Source organism: Variovorax sp. PMC12, assembly GCF_003019815.1.
In the GTDB taxonomy this organism is placed as follows: Bacteria; Pseudomonadota; Gammaproteobacteria; order Burkholderiales; family Burkholderiaceae_C; genus Variovorax.
In genome coordinates, this window is the sequence record NZ_CP027773.1 from 212,501 (window position 1) to 230,007 (window position 17,507).

A 17,507-nucleotide genomic window follows, 5' to 3' on the forward strand; every position below is an offset into this window, starting at 1 on the left:
CTTTTGATGCCTTCCAGATTCCGACTCGCTCTTTCTTCCTTTTTTCTTACCCTGTCCGCTGCCACCGTCTGCGCCGCGTCCACGCCTCAGCTCGTGCGCGTGCCCGAAGCCGAGTCCGAGCGGGCGCCGCAAGCTTCCCAGGTTCCCGCGCTCGACCGCGCCGTGACCGATTTCGCCGGCCTGGCCTCCGGCTCGTATTACTGGCCTGAAGGCCTGCTGGCAGAACAGCTGATCGCGGGACTTGCATCGCGGCGCCACCGGCAGCAGCAGGCGCTGCCGGACGGCAAGCGTCTGCTGTCGTCGTACCGCTTGCCCAACGGCGGCAGCGAGCGCTCGGCCCTGCTGGTGGACGACCGCAGCGGCGAGGTGCTCGCCGCCGCGCTGGCGCACCGCGAATGCGGTGTGAAGTCGTCGTCCACCGGTTGCCGCGACGACCAGCACGCGGTGCTGTCGATCTTCCTGCGCCCCGGCGTCGATCGCGCACAGGCGCAGCCGCTGGTCGAATGGAGCCGCACGGTGCCGAAGGAAGACCTGGACTCCGGCAAGGAAGAGAAGTTCGAGAAGACCGAGTACACGACCATGGACGCCGCGCACACCAACGCCCGGCCGGTCGCGCGGCCAAAGGGCTTTTCGCAGTCCGTGCCGCTGTATCCGAGGGCTGTGCTGCACTACACCGGACAGGACGCCCTGAGCGACGCGAAGGCCAGGCGCGTGCTGCGCCTGCAGACCGTCGACACCGTGGCGCAGGTGCTCGACTTCTACAAGAAGCTGTCGCCGCCGCTCGAGGGCATGCAGTCTGAAGCGGACGAGCGTTCAGGCTATGTGCTCGGCAGCCTCAAGGGCACCGCCTTCTCCGTCAACGCCAAGGTGCCGCGCGACATGCCGGCCATCACCAACATCGAAATCGAGATCGCCGAATGAGCGCGCCGTTTCCAGGGAAGGCACTGGCGTCGCTGCTGATCGCCTGCGCGCTCGGCGCCTCCGTGCACGCGGCGCCCGTCACCACCGAGCTGCCTCCGCCCCGGCTGAAGCTCAGCGAGCAACCCAAGATCCGCAACGCCGTGATTGCCATGGTCGGCTATGCGCGCGGCAGCTACACCGATGGCGACAGGCTCATCGCGGCGCAGGTGCTGGACGGCATGCGCTCGCGCTTCGACGTCACGCGCACTGTGTGGCCCGACGGGCGCACGGTGATCGCGTCGGTGAGCGGCGAAGGCCACGGCGAGGAGCGCTCCGCGCTGCTGCTCGACGGCGAAGGTCGCCTGCTGGCGATCGGCCTGGTCAACGGCCACTGCCGCGATTCCACCAAGCGCGACGAGCCCAAGGTGTGCAACCCCGACCCCCAGGCCGTGCTGACGATCTTCCATCCCGCCGACGCCAGGCCCTCGGATGCCGAACCGCTGATTGCATGGGCCAAAACGCTGCCTTCGTACCACGCGCTGATGGCCGAGAGCGATGACTCCGCCGAAGCAGCGGCTGCGCAGAAGATCGCCACCGTCGAATACATCGCGGGCCAGCCGACGGCGCCGGGCTGGCGCGATGCGGAGCTCCCGGCGGGTTTTCCGGCTTCGTTGAAGCCGCTGCTCGTGCAGGCGGGGGAGGTGAACAGCACCGCCAGCGCCGGCAAGATCGTGATACCGAAGGGGCTGGCCGGCAAGCCGATGTACACCGACCGCGAGAACGCCGAGCTCAAGGGCGCCCGCTGGCCCGATGCCGAAGTGACGCTGCGCAGCTACGCGGCATTCGACGACCTGGTCGCCACCTACCGCGAACTGGCCAAGGGCGCGACCCTGGAAGCCGGCAATAGCGAGCGCGAGGCCGTGTTCAGCGGCACCGACGGCGCGGGCCGCTACACCGTGCGGCTGCGCGATGCGAAGGAAACCGGCGTGTTCATCACGGTGTCGAGCTGGAAGCGCAAGTAGCGATGCGCAGCCAGGGCCAGCGCGACTGGTAGTCGCGCGCCTTCGCGTTGAACATCTCCGGCATCGGCAGCAGCGGATTCATGCGCAGGATGCCGGCGGCCAGGTCATCGAGCCCGTCGGGCGCGTAGAGCGAGCCGTCGGCCAGGTCGATGCCCACGCGGGTGCAGGCGATGAGGTAGCGGTCGATGCCGTCGCGCGCGGACCGCAGGCGCGGGTACGGCGCCTTGAAGCGCTGTTCGTACCAGAGGTGCACGCGCGCCTGGTTCTTGACCTCGATGGTCACGCCCAGGTCGGCGACGGCTTCGTGCACGCGGCGGATGACGGCGTCTTCAGCCTCCCATGAAAGGTCGCTGTCGTCGAAGTAGAAGACGTCGTAGTCCTTCACGCCCCAGCCCGGCGGCCGGCCGGCAGTGTGGTTCCAGGTGGCCTGGAACAGGCAGCCGGCGGTAAGGAAGCCCTGTTTCAGGCCGAGGCCGGGGAGGCGTTTTGCGAGCGCCGCATTGACGGGGTCCTGCATCGCCTGCGCGACGAGGTCGTCGGGCGTCAGCGCCAAGGCGATCAGCCGATCTCGGCGATCAGTTCGATTTCCACGCAGGCGCCCATCGGGATCTGCGCCACGCCGAAGGCGCTGCGTGCATGCGCGCCCTTTTCGGGGCCGAAGACTTCGGCGAAGAACTCGCTCGCGCCGTTGGTCACGAGATGCTGTTCGGTGAAGGTGCCGACCGAGTTCACGAGGCTCATCACCTTGACGATGCGCTTGACCTTGTTCAGGTCGCCCACGGCGGCGTGCAGCGTGCCCAGCAGGTCGATGGCGATGGCGCGTGCGGCCTGCTTGCCTTCCTCGGTGCCGATGCTGGCGCCCAGCTGGCCGGCCCAGACCTTGCCGTCCTTCTTGGCGATGTGGCCCGAGAGGAACACGAGGTTGCCGGTCTGCACGAAGGGCACGTAGGCGGCGGCGGGGGCGGCGACCGGGGGCAGGGTGATACCGAGGCTGGAAAGTTTGTCGTAAACGCTCATGGAGACTCCTTGTCTTGGGATTGCGATTGTGTCTGTGTTTGCGGTACCGCCTCGAGCACTTCCCCCACCGGCTGCACGGTCACGCCGACGCGCAGCGTGTGCCTTGCGCCGCCATGGAGTACGCCGCGCATCGGCGACACGTCGGAGTAGTCGCGGCCGATGGCCAGCGTGACGTAGTCCTCGCCGGGCTGGCGGCCGTTGGTGGGGTCGAAGTCGGCCCAGCCGCCGGGGCTGTTGCCGCCGTCCCCGCTCTTGCCGGGCAGGTACACCGACACCCACGCATGCGAAGCGTCGGCGCCCACCAGCCGGGGCTGGCCGGGCGGCGGCTGCGTGAGCAGGTAGCCGCTCACGTAGCGCGCCGGCAGGCCCATGGTGCGGAAGCACGCGATCATGATGTGGGCGAAGTCCTGGCACACGCCCTTGCGCTGCGCGAGGGCCTCGACGGCGGGGGTGTTGATCTCGGTGCTGTCGGCGTCGTAGTCGAAGTCTTCGTACATGCGCACGGTGAGGTCCATCGCCACGTCGAAGGCGGGCCGACCGGGCACGAAGCTGGCGCGCGCATAGGCGGTGAAGTCGTCGTGACGCGGCACGTAGGGCGACGGAAAGACGAACTCCGAGGCGGCGTCGAAGGTGGCGTCCTTGCGGAAGCGGAAACGCTCGCGCACCGCCTCCCAGGGCAGCTCGCGCGCGATGGCCGGCGAGAGCACTGGCACCGAGGTCTCGACCACGCTCTCGGCGGTGACGACCAGCTTGTCGTGCGTGGCCTCGAGCGCGAAGAAGGCGCGGGTGTTGCCGTAGAGGTCGGGCGTTTCGTTGCGCTGCGCGGGCGTCGGCTCGATGGAGAGCTTGTGGCTCACCAGGCGCTGCGAGTCGGTGGCCAGCGGCCTCAGGTGGGCCAGGTGCTGTGCCGTCTCGACCGGCGGGGAGTATTCGTAGCGGGTTTCGTGCGTGACGTGCAGCAGCATGGCGTTGGCCCCGGCTCGTTGGCTACTTGCCCGCTTGCTTCGGCTCGGTGCCGAAGTGCGAGGCGTAGATCCTGGCGTAGGTGCCGTCGGTGCGAATTGCCTCGAGGCCCTGGTTGATCCTGGCGAGCAACTCGGCGTTGCCCTTCTTCACGGCAATGCCGTACTTCTCCACCGGAAAGCTGGCGTCGCTCACCGTCTTGAAGCCGCCCGCCGCGTTGTTCGCGAGGTAGTGCACGACCACGCCGTTGTCGGCCACCACGGCTTGCACGCCGCCGGCTTCCAGCTCCTTCAGCGCGAGCGGGGTCGACTCGAAGCGCTTGATGGCGGTGCTCGACTTGCCGAGCAGCTTGCCGACCACTTCGTCGCCGGTGGTCCCGTTCTGCACGCCGACCTTCAGGTTCTTGATGTCCTCGAACCTGGCCACGGGCGAATCGCTCTTGACGGCGATCAGCTGCTTGGCGTCGAAGTACGGCTGCGAGAAGTCCATCGTCTGGCGGCGCTCGTCGGTGATGGTGATGGCCGACACCAGCAGGTCGCGGTCACCCTGGTCGAGCGAGTTGAAGATGCCTTCCCACGGCGTGTTGACGAACTTGACTTCGAGCCCGGCCTTCTGCGCGACGGCCTTCACCACGTCGATGTCGAAGCCCACGATGTCGCCCTTGTCGTTCTGCGATTCGAAGGGCGTGTAGGCGGCGTCGGTGCCAACCACCAGTACGCGGGCGGCGGCCGGCGGTGTCGGCGCGCTGGCGGAGGCTGTGGGCGTGGCCGCTTCCTGCTTGCCGCAGCCTGCAATGGCCAGGGCCGTGAGCAGCGCGGCGGCGGTGAGTGCGAAGCGGCGGTTGATGATGTTGCTGGGCATGGATGTCTCCTGGATCTGTCGGGAAACGCCGCGGAACCGGCTTTGCCGGGCCGCGGGCGTTGCCCCCGGTGAGGGGGAGTGCGAAGCGACACGAAGTGCGCGAAGCATGGGGGAGAGCGAGTTCACGCGCCGACCGAGCGCAGCGATTCCGAAGTGAGGGTGAAGTAGCGCGTGCCGATGGCGTCGGACACGTGGTACGCGGCCGACTCGCAGTTGGCCAGCAGTTCGGCCAGGGCCGGGTAGTTGGCGTCCGGGCCGGCGGCGCAGAGGTGTTCGAGCGTCCAGCCGGCCGGGTCGGGCAGCTCGTACGACAGGGCGGTGAGCTTGCCCGGCGCGCTGCCGGCCAGCCGCGCGATGCGTCCGCGCAGCGTCTGCGTGACCCAGGCGAGCGAGCGCGGGTTCTCGGCGTCGAGCACCAGCAGGTCGACCATGGTGGCGACGTCGCGGCGCTGCTGGTAGCGCGCATGGAAGGTGATGGTGCTGTCGAACAGCGCCACCATCGCCTCGAAGCCGCTCACCTCGTGCACCGCGCCGTTCTCGAAGCCGGCCTGCAGCGCGTTCGACAGAAAGCCCAGGCGCTCGATGTGGCGGCCGATCGACAGCAGCCGCCAGGCGTCGTCGCGCGTCATGCGGTCGGTCTGCGCGCCGGTCATGGCTGCCAGCGCGGTGCTGGCGGATTCGAGCGCGCGCAGCGCGGCGCTGGAGGCGAAGCTGCCTTCGCCGGCCTGCTCGGCGGCGCGGCGCAGGAATTCGGTCTCGGCGCGAACGATCTGGTTCCAGTTGTCCTGCGACAGCCGCTCGCGCACCGCGGCCGCGGCCTGCCGTATGCACCGCAGGCTGAAGCCCACGCTGCCGCCCCGGTCGACGTCGCCCAGCTCGGCGATCAGCGCGCGCTCGAACACGCGGCGCGACTTCGGCGCGCTGGGCGCCTCGGCCGGCACCAGCGCATTGCGCAGCGCCACACGGTGCAGCCAATCGAGCAGCGGACGCGACGACTGGTCTTCGCCGCCCAGCAGGTTGAGCGTGAGGCGCGCCATGCGCACCGCGTTCTCGGCGCGCTCGGTGTAGCGGCCGAGCCAGAACATGTTCTCGGCGGCGCGGCTGGTGACGGGCGCGCGGTGCCGTGCCAGCGATGCCGGCGTGGCATGCGGCTGCAGCAGCGTGGTGCGGTCGACTTCGCCGAGCGTCTGCACCCACACGTCGGCGCTGCTGCCGCCGCGCTGCATGGAGGCGATCTGCGCGTCGGGCCCCGCGAGCCGGGCCAGGCCGCCGGGCAGCACGCGCCACGACTGCGCGCCGTCGCTCACCGCGAACACGCGCAGCATCACCGCGCGCGGCGCGATGTGGCCCGGGCCCAGGTCGTTGGCCCAGGTGGGCATCTGCGACAGCGGCTGGTAGCCCTGCACGGTGTGGACGTCGCCCTCGCGCACGATGCGGCCGGCCCACTCGTCGAGCTCGCGCCGGCCGAGCTGGCTGCCGAGCACCGCGTCGAAACTGGCGCGGCCTTCGAAACCGGGGTAGGTGGGCTTGATGGCGCAGTCGGCCAGTTGCGGCAGCACGGCTTCGAGCGCGGCGCGCTCGCCGCACCACCAGGTGGGCAGCGCGGGCAGCTTGAGCTTCTCGCCGATCAGGCGGCGCGCCAGCCCCGGCAGGAAACCCAGCAACGCTGGCGATTCGAGGAAGGCCGAGCCCGGCATGTTGGCCACCAGCACGTTGCCCGCGCGAATGGCCTGCAGCAGGCCGGGCACGCCGAGCGTGGAGTCGGGCCGCAGCTCCAGCGGGTCGAGGAACTGGTCGTCCAGCCGCTTGATGAGGCCGTGCACCGGGCGCAGGCCCTGCAGCGTCTTGAGGTAGAGCCGCTGGTCGCGCACGGTGAGGTCGCTGCCCTCGACCAGCGTGATGCCCAGGTAGCGCGCGAGGTAGGCGTGCTCGAAGTAGGTTTCGTTGTACGGGCCGGGCGTGAGCAGCGCGATGTGCGGCGGCACGCCGGCCGGGCACATGCGCTGCAGGCCTTCCATCATGGCGCTGTAGGTGGCGGCCAGGCGCTGCACCTGCAGCGCCTCGAAGGCCTGCGGAAACTGACGCGTGATGGCCAGCCGGTTTTCCAGCAGGTAGCCCAGGCCCGAGGGCGCCTGGGTGCGCTGCGACACCACCCACCAGTTGCCGTCGGGGCCTCGCGCGAGGTCGAAGGCGGCGATGTGCAGCCAGGTGTCGCCCGGCGGTTTCACGCCGTGCAGGGCGCGCAGGTAGCCGGGGTGGCCGCGCACCAGCGCCGGGGGAATGAGCCCCTCGGCCAGCAGCTGCTGCGGGCCGTAGACGTCGGCCATGACCCGGTCGAGCACCCGCACGCGCTGCAGCACGCCGGCCTCGATCTGGCTCCAGCTCTCGGGCGAGACGATCAGCGGGAACAGGTCGAGCGACCAGGGGCGCTGCGGGCCGTTGGCGTCGGCGTAGACGTTGTAGGTGACGCCGTTGTCGCGGATCTGCCGCTCCAGGCTGACGGCGCGCCGGGGCAGGTCGTTGAAGCCGCCGGGGCCGAGCTGTTCGAAGAAGTCGTGCCAGGCGGGCGTGAGCGGCGGTTGCTCGCTGGAAGGTTCCTGGGACTGTGACTGCGTCTGGGACTGAGATTGCGACTGAGAAGACGAAGGCGAAGGCGACTGCGAAGGCGCCGGCCGCTGCTCCGCGGCGGCGTCGTAAAGCAGCGGGGCTGCGGCGGGCGCGGCCGCGCCACCCGCCGGCCGGGAGGCCGTCACCGGGGTGGCCTGCCCGCGCAATTCGTCGAAGTGTCCGGGCTGGGCGGCCGGGGCGAGCGCCGACGCCAGGGCCGCTGGAAATTCCAGTGCCTGGGCGCCGAACAGGGATTCGTTCAAGGGTTCCACAGGAGGGGGATTGTCACACCGCCGTCACGGCCCGGCCGCTTCGGCGGTGTGGTAGGCACCCCTTCAGCGCCGCAGGTCGAGCGTGAACGGGAACTCGCGGCTGCCCGGCAGCTCGATGGTGGCCGGCGGCGTGCGCATGAGGCCGGGCGTATGGCCGGTGCGCGTGAAGCGCGAATGGCGGCGGCTCTCGGCCTCGTAGGCGTTGACGGGGAAGGTGTCGTAGTTGCGGCCACCCGGGTGGGCCACGAAATACTGGCAGCCGCCCAGCGAGCGCTTCATCCAGGTGTCGACCAGGTCGAAGGTCAGCGGGGCATGGGCCTTGATGCTGGGGTGCAGCGCCGAAGGCGGGTTCCAGGCCTTGTAGCGCACGCCGGCCACGAATTCGCCCGTCACGCCCGTGGGCTGCAGCGGCAGCACCTTGCCGTTGACGGTGACGACGTGGCGGCTTTCGTTCAGCCCGGTCACGCGCACCTCGATGCGCTCCAGCGAGGAATCGACATAGCGCACCGTGCCGCCGGCCGAGCCTTCCTCGCCCATCACGTGCCAGGGCTCCAGCGCGTTGCGCAGCGACAGCTCCACGCCCATGGCCTGCATCTGGCCCACCAGCGGGAAGCGGAACTCGAAGTGCGGCGCGAACCAGTCGGGGTCGAAGGCGAAGCCGGCCTGGCGCATCTCGCTGATGACGTCGTCGAAGTCCATCTTGACGAAGGTCGGCAGCAGGAAGCGGTCGTGCAGCTCGGTGCCCCAGCGGGTGACGGGCGCCTTGTAGGGCTCGTCCCAGAAGCGGGCCACCAGCGCGCGGATGAGCAGCTGCTGCGCAATGCTCATGCGCGCATGCGGCGGCATCTCGAACGCGCGCAGCTCCAGCAGGCCGAGGCGGCCGGTGCTCGAGTCGGGCGAATACAGCTTGTCGATGCAGAACTCGCTGCGGTGCGTGTTGCCCGACACGTCGATCAGGATGTTGCGCAGCGTGCGGTCGACCAGCCATGCGGGCATGTTCTGGCCGTAGATCTCGCGGTTCTTGGCAATTTCCTTGAGCGCGATTTCGAGCTCGTAGACCTGGTCGTTGCGGGCCTCGTCCACGCGCGGCGCCTGGCTGGTCGGGCCGATGAACATGCCCGAGAACAGGTAGCTCAGCGACGGATGGTTGTGCCAGTAGAGCAGCAGGCTGGCCAGCAGTTCGGGCCGGCGCAGGAAAGGGCTGTCGGCGGGCGTGGCGCCGCCCATCACGAAGTGGTTGCCGCCGCCGGTGCCGGTGTGGCGGCCGTCGGTCATGAACTTCTCGGCCGACAGGCGGGTTTCGAACGCGGCGTTGTAGAGGAACTCGGTGTGGGCGACCAGTTCCTTCCAGTTTTGGGCCGGGTGGATGTTGACTTCGATCACGCCGGGGTCGGGCGTGACGGCCAGCATCTTCAGGCGCGGGTCGCGCGGCGGCGGATAGCCTTCCATCACGATGCGCACGCCCAGGTCGCGCGCGGTGGCTTCCACCGCGGCGACGAGGTCGAGGTAGTCCTCCAGGCGCGCGAGCGGCGGCATGAAGACGTAGAGCACGCCTGAGGCGTTGCCCTTCTTCTCGGCCACCGGGCCGTTGGCGCGGCGCGGGTCGCGCACTTCGACGCACAGCGCGGTGCGCGTGACCCAGTGGGCGGATTCGCCGCGCAGCGGCTGGCGGGTGGTGGGCTTGTCGGTGGCGTCGTCGGTTGCCGATGCATCGCCGCTTGCCGCATCGCCGGGGCTTTGCATGCGCAGCGAGGCGGGCACCACGGGCGGCGTGCCGAAGGTGTAGGGCACGTCACCGAGGCCGGCGGCACCAGCGGCGGCACCAGCACCGGCGGCGGCTGCGCCGGCGGTGTAGCGCGCGCGGTAATCGGCCGCGCTCGGCAGTGCGCCGCGCGGCGCGGTCGGGTCGCGCTCGATCAGGTAGGGGTAGTCGCCCTTGCTGGCCCAAGGCTGGGAGTCGAGCGGCAGGCGGTAGCCCATGGGCGAGTCGCCGGGAATCAGGTAGAGCCGGTCGTCGCGCAGGAACCAGGGGCCGGTCTTCCAGGCCGGGCCCGCCAGCGCGGGAGCGTCGCCGTTCGCATTGCCGGGCTCGATGGGCAGCATGTAGCCGATCACCGCGTCGAGCTTCTGCGTGAACACGCGGCGCAGGCGCACGCGTTCGAGTTCGTCGTCGAGCTTCGAGTCGAAGGGGTCGACATTCACCGGCAGGCGGCGTTCGCGCCAGAGGTAGTAGTAGATGTCTTCGTAGCCGGGCTGGATGTAGCGCTCGGTCAGGCCGAGCTTGTGCGCCAGCACGGTGGTGAAGCGGCGTGCGTCTTCGCTGGTGTAGTGGGTGGGAAAGCGTTCGTCGGCGAACAGCTCGGGGTCGTGCCACAGCGTCTGGCCGTCGGCGCGCCAGAAGATCGACAGCGCCCAGCGCGGCAGCTGCTCGCCCGGATACCACTTGCCCTGGCCGAAGTGCAGGAAGCCGCCCTTGCCGTACTCGGCGCGCAGCTTGTGCACGAGCTCGGTGGCGTAGCCGCGCTTGGTGGGGCCGAGGGCGTCGGTGTTCCACTCGGGCGCGTCGCGGTCGCTGGTGGCCACGTAGGTCGGCTCGCCGCCCATGGTGAGGCGCACGTCGCCGGCCTTCAGGCGCGCATCGACCGCGTCGCCGAGGGTCAGCACCTCGGCCCATTGCTCTTCGGTGTAGGGCTTGGTGACGCGCGGCGATTCGTAGATGCGCGTGACCTTCATCTCATGGCCGAACTCGACCTCGGATTCGTCCACGCCGCCCTCGATGGGCGCGGCGCTCGATGGCGTGGGCGTGCAGGCCAGCGGGATGTGGCCTTCGCCGGCCAAGAGGCCCGAAGTGGCGTCGAGGCCGATCCAGCCCGCGCCCGGCAGGAACACCTCGCACCAGGCGTGCAGGTCGGTGAAGTCGACCGTGGTGCCGCTCGGGCCGTCGAGCGCCTTCACGTCGGGGGTGAGCTGGATCAGGTAACCCGAGACGAAGCGCGCGGCCAGTCCGCAGTGGCGCAGCAGTTGAACCAGCAGCCAGCCCGAGTCGCGGCAGGAGCCGCTGCCGTTGGCCAGCGTTTCTTCCGGCGTCTGCACGCCGGGCTCCATGCGGATCAGGTAGTTGACGTCTTTCTGCACCTGCTGGTTGATGCCGACCAGGAAGTCGATGGTGCGCTGTTCCTTGCGCTCGACCTTGTCGAGGTAGGCCTCCAGCAGCGGCGTGACCGGGTCGGCCACGAGGTAGGGCGCGAGCTCCTCGGCCTGCGAGGCCGTGTACTTGAAGGGGAAGTTCTCCGCCTGCGGCTCGAGGAAGAAGTCGAAGGGGTTGTAGACCGCCATTTCGACCACGAGGTCGACAGTGACCTTGAACTCGCGTGTCTTCTCGGGAAACACGAGCCGCGCCTGGTAGTTGGCGAACGGGTCCTGCATCCAGTTGACGAAGTGCTCCGCGGGTTCGACCCGCAGCGAATACGAGATGACGTTGCTGCGGCAATGCGGCGCGGGACGCAAGCGCACGACCTGAGGGCCCAACTGCACCAGGCGGTCGTATTTGTAATGGGTGACGTGGTGTAGAGCGGCGTGGATAGACATGCGTTTTTGTGTGCAGTACTGGCAGATTGCATCGGAAAGATGTCTCTGGTGAGACGCATACTAGCCGAGATGCTTAGCAATTAACGCGCCACTGAGCGTGAGTCGGGGAGGGTTTGCATCATGTGTACGGACGTTCTTTCATGACGCGATTTCACGCGTCGGGCAATGCCGTGGGCGGGTCGCGAGGCTTCGCCGCATTGGGCGGATCGCTGCTGGGCGCGGCCCTGCAATTGCAGCAGCCGTCGCTCTGGCCCGCATGGGTCTATGCCGTCTTGCTGCTGGCGGCCGTGGCGGGTCTCGGGCGATGGCGCCGGCCTTTTTTCATCGAACGGCGCCTGCCGGCCATGGTGCTCGCACTGCTTTGCGGAGCCATGGCCGGGGCGGGGCTGGCGGGCTGGCGCGCGGTGGTCTACGCGGGCGGCGCGCTGGCACCGGCGCTCGAAGGGCGCGACCTCGTGGTCACGGGCGTGGTCGCGGAGATGCCGCAACGCAACGAAGCCGGGACGCGGTTTCGGCTCGATGTGGAGTCCGCACGCTGGGCCGATGCGTCCGTCGACGAGCCATTGCCGGTTCCGGGCCACGTCTCCCTCGGCTGGTATGCGGAGAACACGGGGCTGTGGGGGCGCTCATCCGCCGGCAAGGCCGCGTCCGCGAGCCCGGTCGCTTCCGTGCACGCCGGCGAGCGATGGCTGCTTGCCGTGCGCCTCAAGGCGCCGCACGGCAACGTCAATCCCTTCGGCTTCGACGGGGAGCTGTGGGCCTGGGAGCAGGGCATCCAGGCCAATGGCTATGTGCGCACCGGTGCGCGAGATGCCGCGCCGAAGCGCATCGCCGTCACCTGGCGGCATCCGGTCGAGCGTGCGCGCGAAGCCGTGCGCGACGCGATCTTCGAGCGCGTGCCCGACCGCGCGCGGGCCGGCGTGATCGCGGCGCTGGTCACGGGCGACCAGCAGGCCATCGACCGCGCGGGCTGGGATGTGTTCCGTGCCACCGGCGTGGCGCATCTCATGTCGATCTCGGGCCTCCACGTCACGATGTTCGCGTGGCTGGCGGCCCATGTCGTTGGCTGGCTGTGGCGGCGCTGCCCGCGCCTGATGCTGGGCCTGCCCGCGCAGCAGGCCGCGCTGGTCGGCGGCGTGTTGCTGGCGGGGCTCTATGCGCTCTTCAGCGGCTGGGGCGTGCCGTCGCAGCGCACGGTGTGGATGCTCGCGACGGTCGCCACGCTGCGGCTCACCGGGCGGCGCTGGCCCTGGCCGCATGTGTGGCTGCTGACCGCGGCGGTGGTGGTGGCGCTCGACCCATGGGCGCTGATGCAGGCCGGCTTCTGGCTCAGCTTCGTGGCGGTGGGCGTGCTGTTCGCCACCGATGCGTCGGTGCCCGGCGAGCCGCGCGCGCGGGCTTCGGCGCGGCTGCTGGGTTTCTTTCGCGAGCAATGGGTCATCACGTTGGCGCTCGCGCCGCTGAGCCTGCTGCTGTTCCAGCAGGTGTCGCTGGTCGGGCTGCTGGCCAATGCGGTCGCGATCCCGTGGGTCACGCTGGTCGTCACGCCGCTGGCGATGCTGGGCGTGTCCATCGCGCCGCTGTGGGACGCGGCCGCGTGGGCGGTGCATGCGCTTTCGGTGCTGCTGCAATGGTGCGCCGGCTTGCCGCTCGCCACGCTGTCGATGGCCGCGCCGCCGCTGTGGATGGCGGCTTGCGGCGTGGCTGGCGGCGCATTGCTCGCGATGCGCCTGCCGTGGTCGCTGCGCGTGCTCGGCCTGCCGTTCCTGCTGCCGGTGTTGCTGTGGCAGGCGCCGCGTCCCGCGGCGGGAGAGTTCGAATTGCTGGCCGCCGACATCGGGCAGGGCAACGCTGTGCTGGTTCGCACCGCCACGCACAGCCTGCTGTACGACACCGGTCCGCGCTACAGCCTCGAAAGCGATGCCGGCCACCGCGTGCTCGTGCCGCTGCTGCGCGCCTATGGCGAGCGCCTCGACATGCTGGTGCTGAGCCATCGCGACACCGACCACACGGGCGGAGCGCAGGCCGTGCTCGCGATGCAGCCGCAAGCGGACTTGCGCAGTTCGATCGAAGCCACGCATCCGCTGCAGGCCCTGCGTCCGGCGCGGCGCTGCGAGGCCGGCCAGCGCTGGACATGGGACGGCGTGGATTTCGAGGTGCTGCACCCCGCGGCGGACGACTACCAGGCCTTCACCGCCAAGCCCAATGCCGTGTCGTGCGTGCTGCGCATCGGCAACGGCCGTGCCGCCGCGCTGCTGGTGGGCGATGTCGAGCGCATGCAGGAGTCCGCGCTGGTCGCGCGCGCGCCGGAGTTGCGCGCCGACGTGCTGCTGGTGCCTCATCACGGCAGCAAGACCTCGTCGAGCGAAACCTTCCTCGACGCCGTGCAGCCGCGCATTGCACTGGTCCAGGCAGGCTATCGCAACCGTTTCGGCCACCCGGCGCCCGAGGTGGCGGCGCGGTACGCGGCCCACGGGGTACGGCTGGTCGACAGCCCCCGCTGCGGTGCCGCCCACTGGCGCAGCACGCAGCCTGACGATGTCGCCTGCGAGCGCGAGCGCCATGCGCGCTACTGGCGGCATCGTGTGCCTGAACGCGTTGAAATCGTGAATTAATTGTCAAATTAAGCGTAAAGTACTCATCACTGAGGTAGCGCCGGCGAGTGGTCGCGTGCGTTATACGGTCTGAAACAACGCAAAGGGAATGCCATGCAAGATCGCAGCAGTTGCCGGTGGGGCCGGTTTTCCGGGCCCGCGCCATGACCACCGCCGTCCCGACCATCACCAGCGCGAGCGCCACGGCCACGTCCGGCGCAAGGCTCAAGACGCACCGCGAGGGTCCGGTGCTGGTGCTGACCCTGAGCAACCCGGCCGCGCGCAACGCGGTCAACCCGGCGGTCTACCGCGCGGCGGCCAAGGCGCTGCGGGCCACCTCGGGCTTTCGCACGGTGCGCGCCATCGTGCTGTGCGGGGAGGGCGAGCACTTCAGCGGCGGCGGCGACCTTCGGCGGCTGGCGCGGCAGCGCAAGTTGCCCGAGGCCGAGCAGCACGGCCACCTCGAGGCGCTGAACGAATGGATCATGGCGATCCAGGAAGCGCCCCAGCCCGTCATCGCGGCGGTCGAGGGTGCGGCCGTGGCGGGCGGTTTTTCGCTGTGCCTGGCCTGCGATCTCATCGTGGCGGCGGAAGACGCCAGGTTCGCGATGTCTTACGTCAACCTGGGGCTCACGCCCGACGGCGGAGGTTCCGATTCGCTGGTGCGTTCGCTGCCGCCGCAGGCGGCCCTGGAGATGCTGCTCGACGGCAAGCCCTGCAGCGCCAGGCGGCTGCACGACTGGGGCGTGGTCAACAAGGTGGTGCCGCGCGGCAGTGCCTGCGCCACGGCGCTCGAATGGGCGCAGGAGCTTTCCCGCGGGCCGTTCGAAGTGCAGGCGCGCATCAAGCAGCTCGTGCACTCTGCCCGGGGCCGCAGCCGGCGGGAACAGCTCGATGCCGAGCGCGAATCTTCCGTTGCCAGCCTCTACGGCGACGAGAGCGGGGAGCGCATCAAGGAATTCCTCTCGCCGCGCAAGAAGCAGCAGCCGCCGGCCGAAACCCCGGTGCGGTAGCCCGCAAAAAAAAGAGCTTCGACCCGTCTCCGGCCGCCGCATAAGGGGTTCTACTGGCCTCGAACTTGCTAAGCTACGGCTCAAGGAGATTGGTCGTTCCATGCACAAATTCGACGAGATGTATGAGCAGTTGCCCTATGCGGGGGCTGCGATCCGACAGCATTACAAGCGCTACGACCAATGGCTCGCGAAGCAACCCGGTGAGGTGATGCGTTCGCGGCGTGAAGAGGCGGAAATGATTTTCCGCCGGGTCGGTATTACCTTTGCCGTGTACGGCGCGAAGGACGAAGACGGTTCCGGCACCGAGCGGCTCATCCCGTTCGACCTGCTGCCGCGGATCATTCCGGCCAACGAGTGGGACAGCATGGAAAAAGGGCTGGTTCAGCGCGTCACGGCGCTCAACCGCTTCCTGCATGACGTCTACCACGACCAGGAAATCATCAAGGCCGGCATCATCCCGGCCGAGCAGATCCTGAACAACGCGCAGTTCCGCCCCGAGATGATGGGCGTCAACGTGCCGCACAACGTCTACTCGAACATCTCGGGCATCGACATCGTCCGCGCCCCCGATGCCGAGGGCAACGGCGAGTACTACGTGCTCGAAGACAACCTGCGCGTGCCCAGCGGCGTGAGCTACATGCTCGAGAACCGCAAGATGATGATGCGGCTCTTCCCGGAGCTGTTCAACCAGAACCGCATCGCGCCGGTCGCGCATTACCCCGACCTGCTGCTGGAGACGCTTCGCGCCAGCGCGCCGCCGGCCACGGCCGAGCCCACGGTGGTGGTGCTCACGCCGGGCATGTACAACAGCGCCTACTTCGAGCACGCCTTCCTCGCGCAGCAGATGGGCGTGGAGCTGGTCGAAGGGCAGGACCTGTTCGTCAAGGACAACTTCGTCTACATGCGTACCACGCGCGGGCCGAAGCGCGTCGACGTCATCTACCGCCGCGTGGACGACGACTTCCTCGACCCCGAGGTGTTCCGTCCCACGTCCACGCTGGGCTGCGCGGGCCTGATGCGCGCCTACCGCGAAGGCAACGTCGTCATCTGCAATGCGGTGGGCACCGGCGTGGCCGACGACAAGTCGATCTACCCCTACGTGCCGAAGATGGTGGAGTTCTACCTCGGCGAGAAGCCGATCCTGAAGAACGTGCCCACCTACATGTGCCGCAACAAGGACGAGCTGCAATACACGCTCGACAACATGAAGGACCTGGTCGTCAAGGAAGTGCACGGCGCCGGCGGCTACGGCATGCTGATCGGCCCGGCCGCCACGCAGGCCGAGATCGAGGACTTCAAGAAGGCCGTGATCGCCAAGCCCGACGGCTACATCGCCCAGCCCACGCTGAGCCTGTCGACCTCGCCCACCTTCGTGGACGCAGGCATCGCGCCGCGCCACATCGACCTGCGGCCCTTCGTGCTCTCGGGCAGCGAGGTGCAGATGGTGCCCGGCGGCCTCACGCGCGTGGCGCTGAAAGAAGGCTCGCTGGTGGTCAACTCGTCGCAGGGCGGCGGCACCAAGGACACCTGGATTCTCGAAGCCGACCGCGCGCCCAAGCCCAAGGCGGCGCCCGCGCAGTCGCAAAGCCAATCGCTGTAGGAGCACGACGAAGATGCTGTCACGTACTGCCGACCATCTCTACTGGATGTCCCGCTACACCGAGCGCGCCGAGAACACGGCGCGCATGCTCGACGTCAATTACCAGACCTCGCTGCTGCCTCAATCCGCCGAAGTCGCCAAGTACGGCTGGCAGGGCGTGCTCTCCATCAGCGAGCTGCTGCCCTGGTACAACCAGAAGTACGACCAGATCGCGCCCAAGGAAGTGATGGAGTTCATGGTCAAGGACGAGAGCAATGCCTCGTCCATCGTGTCCTGCCTCAAGGCCGCGCGCGAGAACGCACGCGCCGTGCGCGGCGCGCTCACCACCGAAGCCTGGGAAACGCAGAACACCACCTGGCTCGAAGTGAACCGCATGCTGCGCGCGGGCGACTTCGAGCGCGACCCGGGCCAGTTCTTCGAGTGGGTGAAGTTCCGCTCGCACCTGTCGCGCGGCGTCACGCTGGGCACCATGCTGCAGGACGAAGCCTTCTACTTCTCGCGCCTGGGCACCTTCCTCGAACGCGCCGACAACACCGCGCGCCTGGTCGACGTGAAGTTCCACGCGCTCAACAGCGAGTTCTTCGGCGCCGCCACCGAGGAAGACCAGGAGTACGACTTCTATCACTGGAGCGCCATTCTTCGCAGCGTCTCGGCCTTCGAGGTCTACCGCAAGGTGTACCGCGACGTCATCAAGCCCGAGCGCGTGGCCGAGCTGCTGATTCTTCGCGCTGACATGCCGCGCTCGCTGCATGCGAGCCTGGTCGAGGTGGTCAACAACCTCGCGAAGGTGCAGAACGAGCAGAGCGCCGAAACCCAGCGCCGCGCCGGCAAGCTGCTGGCCGACCTGCAGTACGCGCGGGTCGACGAGATTCTTGCGACGGGGTTGCACGCGTATCTCACGCAGTTCCTCGACCGCGTGAACGAGCTGGGCGGCCGGATCAGCCAGGATTTCCTGGTGCCTGCGCATTGAAAATCGTGAAAGCGTCATCTCTCTTGAGGGAGATGACGCCCGCTCCGTTCGGAGCAGAGTTTTGACAATTGTTGACGCAACGACATCGGCAACGTCAAAA

At 68.8% G+C, this 17,507-nt stretch carries 12 protein-coding genes; 6 read left to right on the forward strand and 6 right to left on the reverse strand.

Annotated elements, in window-relative coordinates; all coding sequences use genetic code 11:
* The first annotated feature begins 6 nt into the window (after positions 1-6).
* The gene (locus C4F17_RS01075) at positions 7-921 is read left to right on the forward strand and encodes a hypothetical protein (protein ID WP_159053579.1); all 915 of its coding nucleotides are present in this window, start codon (positions 7-9) and stop codon (positions 919-921) included.
* The gene (locus tag C4F17_RS01080; protein ID WP_106933961.1) at positions 918-1,922 is read left to right on the forward strand and encodes a hypothetical protein; all 1,005 of its coding nucleotides are present in this window, start codon (positions 918-920) and stop codon (positions 1,920-1,922) included. The genes C4F17_RS01075 and C4F17_RS01080 overlap by 4 nt, the downstream gene beginning before the upstream one ends.
* On the opposite strand, the gene C4F17_RS01085 is transcribed toward C4F17_RS01080, so the two are convergent.
* The 6 genes from C4F17_RS01085 to C4F17_RS01110 all read right to left on the reverse strand — a co-directional run bounded on the left by C4F17_RS01085 (position 1,894) and on the right by C4F17_RS01110 (position 11,230).
* Entirely contained in the window at positions 1,894-2,475 is a 582-nt protein-coding gene (locus C4F17_RS01085) for a nucleotidyltransferase family protein (RefSeq protein WP_325001710.1), read from the reverse strand. The genes C4F17_RS01080 and C4F17_RS01085 overlap by 29 nt on opposite strands.
* Positions 2,476-2,480: 5 nt before the next feature.
* The gene (locus tag C4F17_RS01090) at positions 2,481-2,939 is read right to left on the reverse strand and encodes a RidA family protein (RefSeq protein WP_081267171.1); all 459 of its coding nucleotides are present in this window, start codon (positions 2,937-2,939) and stop codon (positions 2,481-2,483) included.
* The gene (locus C4F17_RS01095) at positions 2,936-3,904 is read right to left on the reverse strand and encodes a transglutaminase family protein (RefSeq protein ID WP_081267170.1); all 969 of its coding nucleotides are present in this window, start codon (positions 3,902-3,904) and stop codon (positions 2,936-2,938) included. The genes C4F17_RS01090 and C4F17_RS01095 overlap by 4 nt, the downstream gene beginning before the upstream one ends.
* Before the next feature lie 22 nt (positions 3,905-3,926).
* Positions 3,927-4,763 carry a basic amino acid ABC transporter substrate-binding protein gene (locus C4F17_RS01100; RefSeq protein WP_106933962.1) on the reverse strand — a complete coding sequence of 279 codons (837 nt, stop codon included), beginning with the start codon at positions 4,761-4,763 and terminating at the stop codon, positions 3,927-3,929.
* A 122-nt stretch (positions 4,764-4,885) separates the two neighbouring features.
* On the reverse strand, positions 4,886-7,642 hold the full coding sequence (locus C4F17_RS01105; RefSeq protein ID WP_106933963.1) for a circularly permuted type 2 ATP-grasp protein: 2,757 nt from the start codon (positions 7,640-7,642) through the stop codon (positions 4,886-4,888).
* A gap of 63 nt (positions 7,643-7,705) precedes the next feature.
* Positions 7,706-11,230, reverse strand: coding sequence for a transglutaminase family protein (locus tag C4F17_RS01110; RefSeq protein WP_106933964.1), 3,525 nt, complete (start codon positions 11,228-11,230; stop codon positions 7,706-7,708).
* 140 nt (positions 11,231-11,370) lie between these two features.
* Between C4F17_RS01110 and C4F17_RS01115 the strand changes: the two genes are divergently transcribed.
* The 4 genes from C4F17_RS01115 (at position 11,371) to C4F17_RS01130 (ending at position 17,407) form a co-directional block, all read left to right on the forward strand.
* Complete coding sequence (locus C4F17_RS01115) at positions 11,371-13,845, forward strand: DNA internalization-related competence protein ComEC/Rec2 (RefSeq protein ID WP_106933965.1); 2,475 nt, start codon at positions 11,371-11,373, stop codon at positions 13,843-13,845.
* 143 nt (positions 13,846-13,988) lie between these two features.
* Positions 13,989-14,837 (forward strand): oxepin-CoA hydrolase, alternative type, encoded by an 849-nt coding sequence (locus C4F17_RS01120; RefSeq protein WP_081267166.1) that lies wholly within the window; start codon positions 13,989-13,991, stop codon positions 14,835-14,837.
* Positions 14,838-14,937: 100 nt separating this feature from the next.
* The gene (locus C4F17_RS01125) at positions 14,938-16,437 is read left to right on the forward strand and encodes a circularly permuted type 2 ATP-grasp protein (protein WP_081267165.1); all 1,500 of its coding nucleotides are present in this window, start codon (positions 14,938-14,940) and stop codon (positions 16,435-16,437) included.
* 13 nt (positions 16,438-16,450) lie between these two features.
* Positions 16,451-17,407 (forward strand): alpha-E domain-containing protein, encoded by a 957-nt coding sequence (locus C4F17_RS01130; protein WP_081267164.1) that lies wholly within the window; start codon positions 16,451-16,453, stop codon positions 17,405-17,407.
* Positions 17,408-17,507 lie beyond the last annotated feature (100 nt).

Bases quoted from the DNA above. Each gene is read 5' to 3' on its own strand.
- C4F17_RS01075 (WP_159053579.1), top strand. From the start codon at position 7: ATGCCTTCCAGATTCCGACTCGCTCTTTCTTCCTTTTTTCTTACCCTG.
- C4F17_RS01080 (WP_106933961.1), top strand. From the start codon at position 918: ATGAGCGCGCCGTTTCCAGGGAAGGCACTGGCGTCGCTGCTGATCGCC.
- C4F17_RS01090 (WP_081267171.1), bottom strand. From the start codon at position 2,939: ATGAGCGTTTACGACAAACTTTCCAGCCTCGGTATCACCCTGCCCCCG.
- C4F17_RS01095 (WP_081267170.1), bottom strand. From the start codon at position 3,904: ATGCTGCTGCACGTCACGCACGAAACCCGCTACGAATACTCCCCGCCG.
- C4F17_RS01100 (WP_106933962.1), bottom strand. From the start codon at position 4,763: ATGCCCAGCAACATCATCAACCGCCGCTTCGCACTCACCGCCGCCGCG.
- C4F17_RS01110 (WP_106933964.1), bottom strand. From the start codon at position 11,230: ATGTCTATCCACGCCGCTCTACACCACGTCACCCATTACAAATACGAC.
- C4F17_RS01115 (WP_106933965.1), top strand. From the start codon at position 11,371: ATGACGCGATTTCACGCGTCGGGCAATGCCGTGGGCGGGTCGCGAGGC.
- C4F17_RS01120 (WP_081267166.1), top strand. From the start codon at position 13,989: ATGACCACCGCCGTCCCGACCATCACCAGCGCGAGCGCCACGGCCACG.
- C4F17_RS01125 (WP_081267165.1), top strand. From the start codon at position 14,938: ATGCACAAATTCGACGAGATGTATGAGCAGTTGCCCTATGCGGGGGCT.
- C4F17_RS01130 (WP_081267164.1), top strand. From the start codon at position 16,451: ATGCTGTCACGTACTGCCGACCATCTCTACTGGATGTCCCGCTACACC.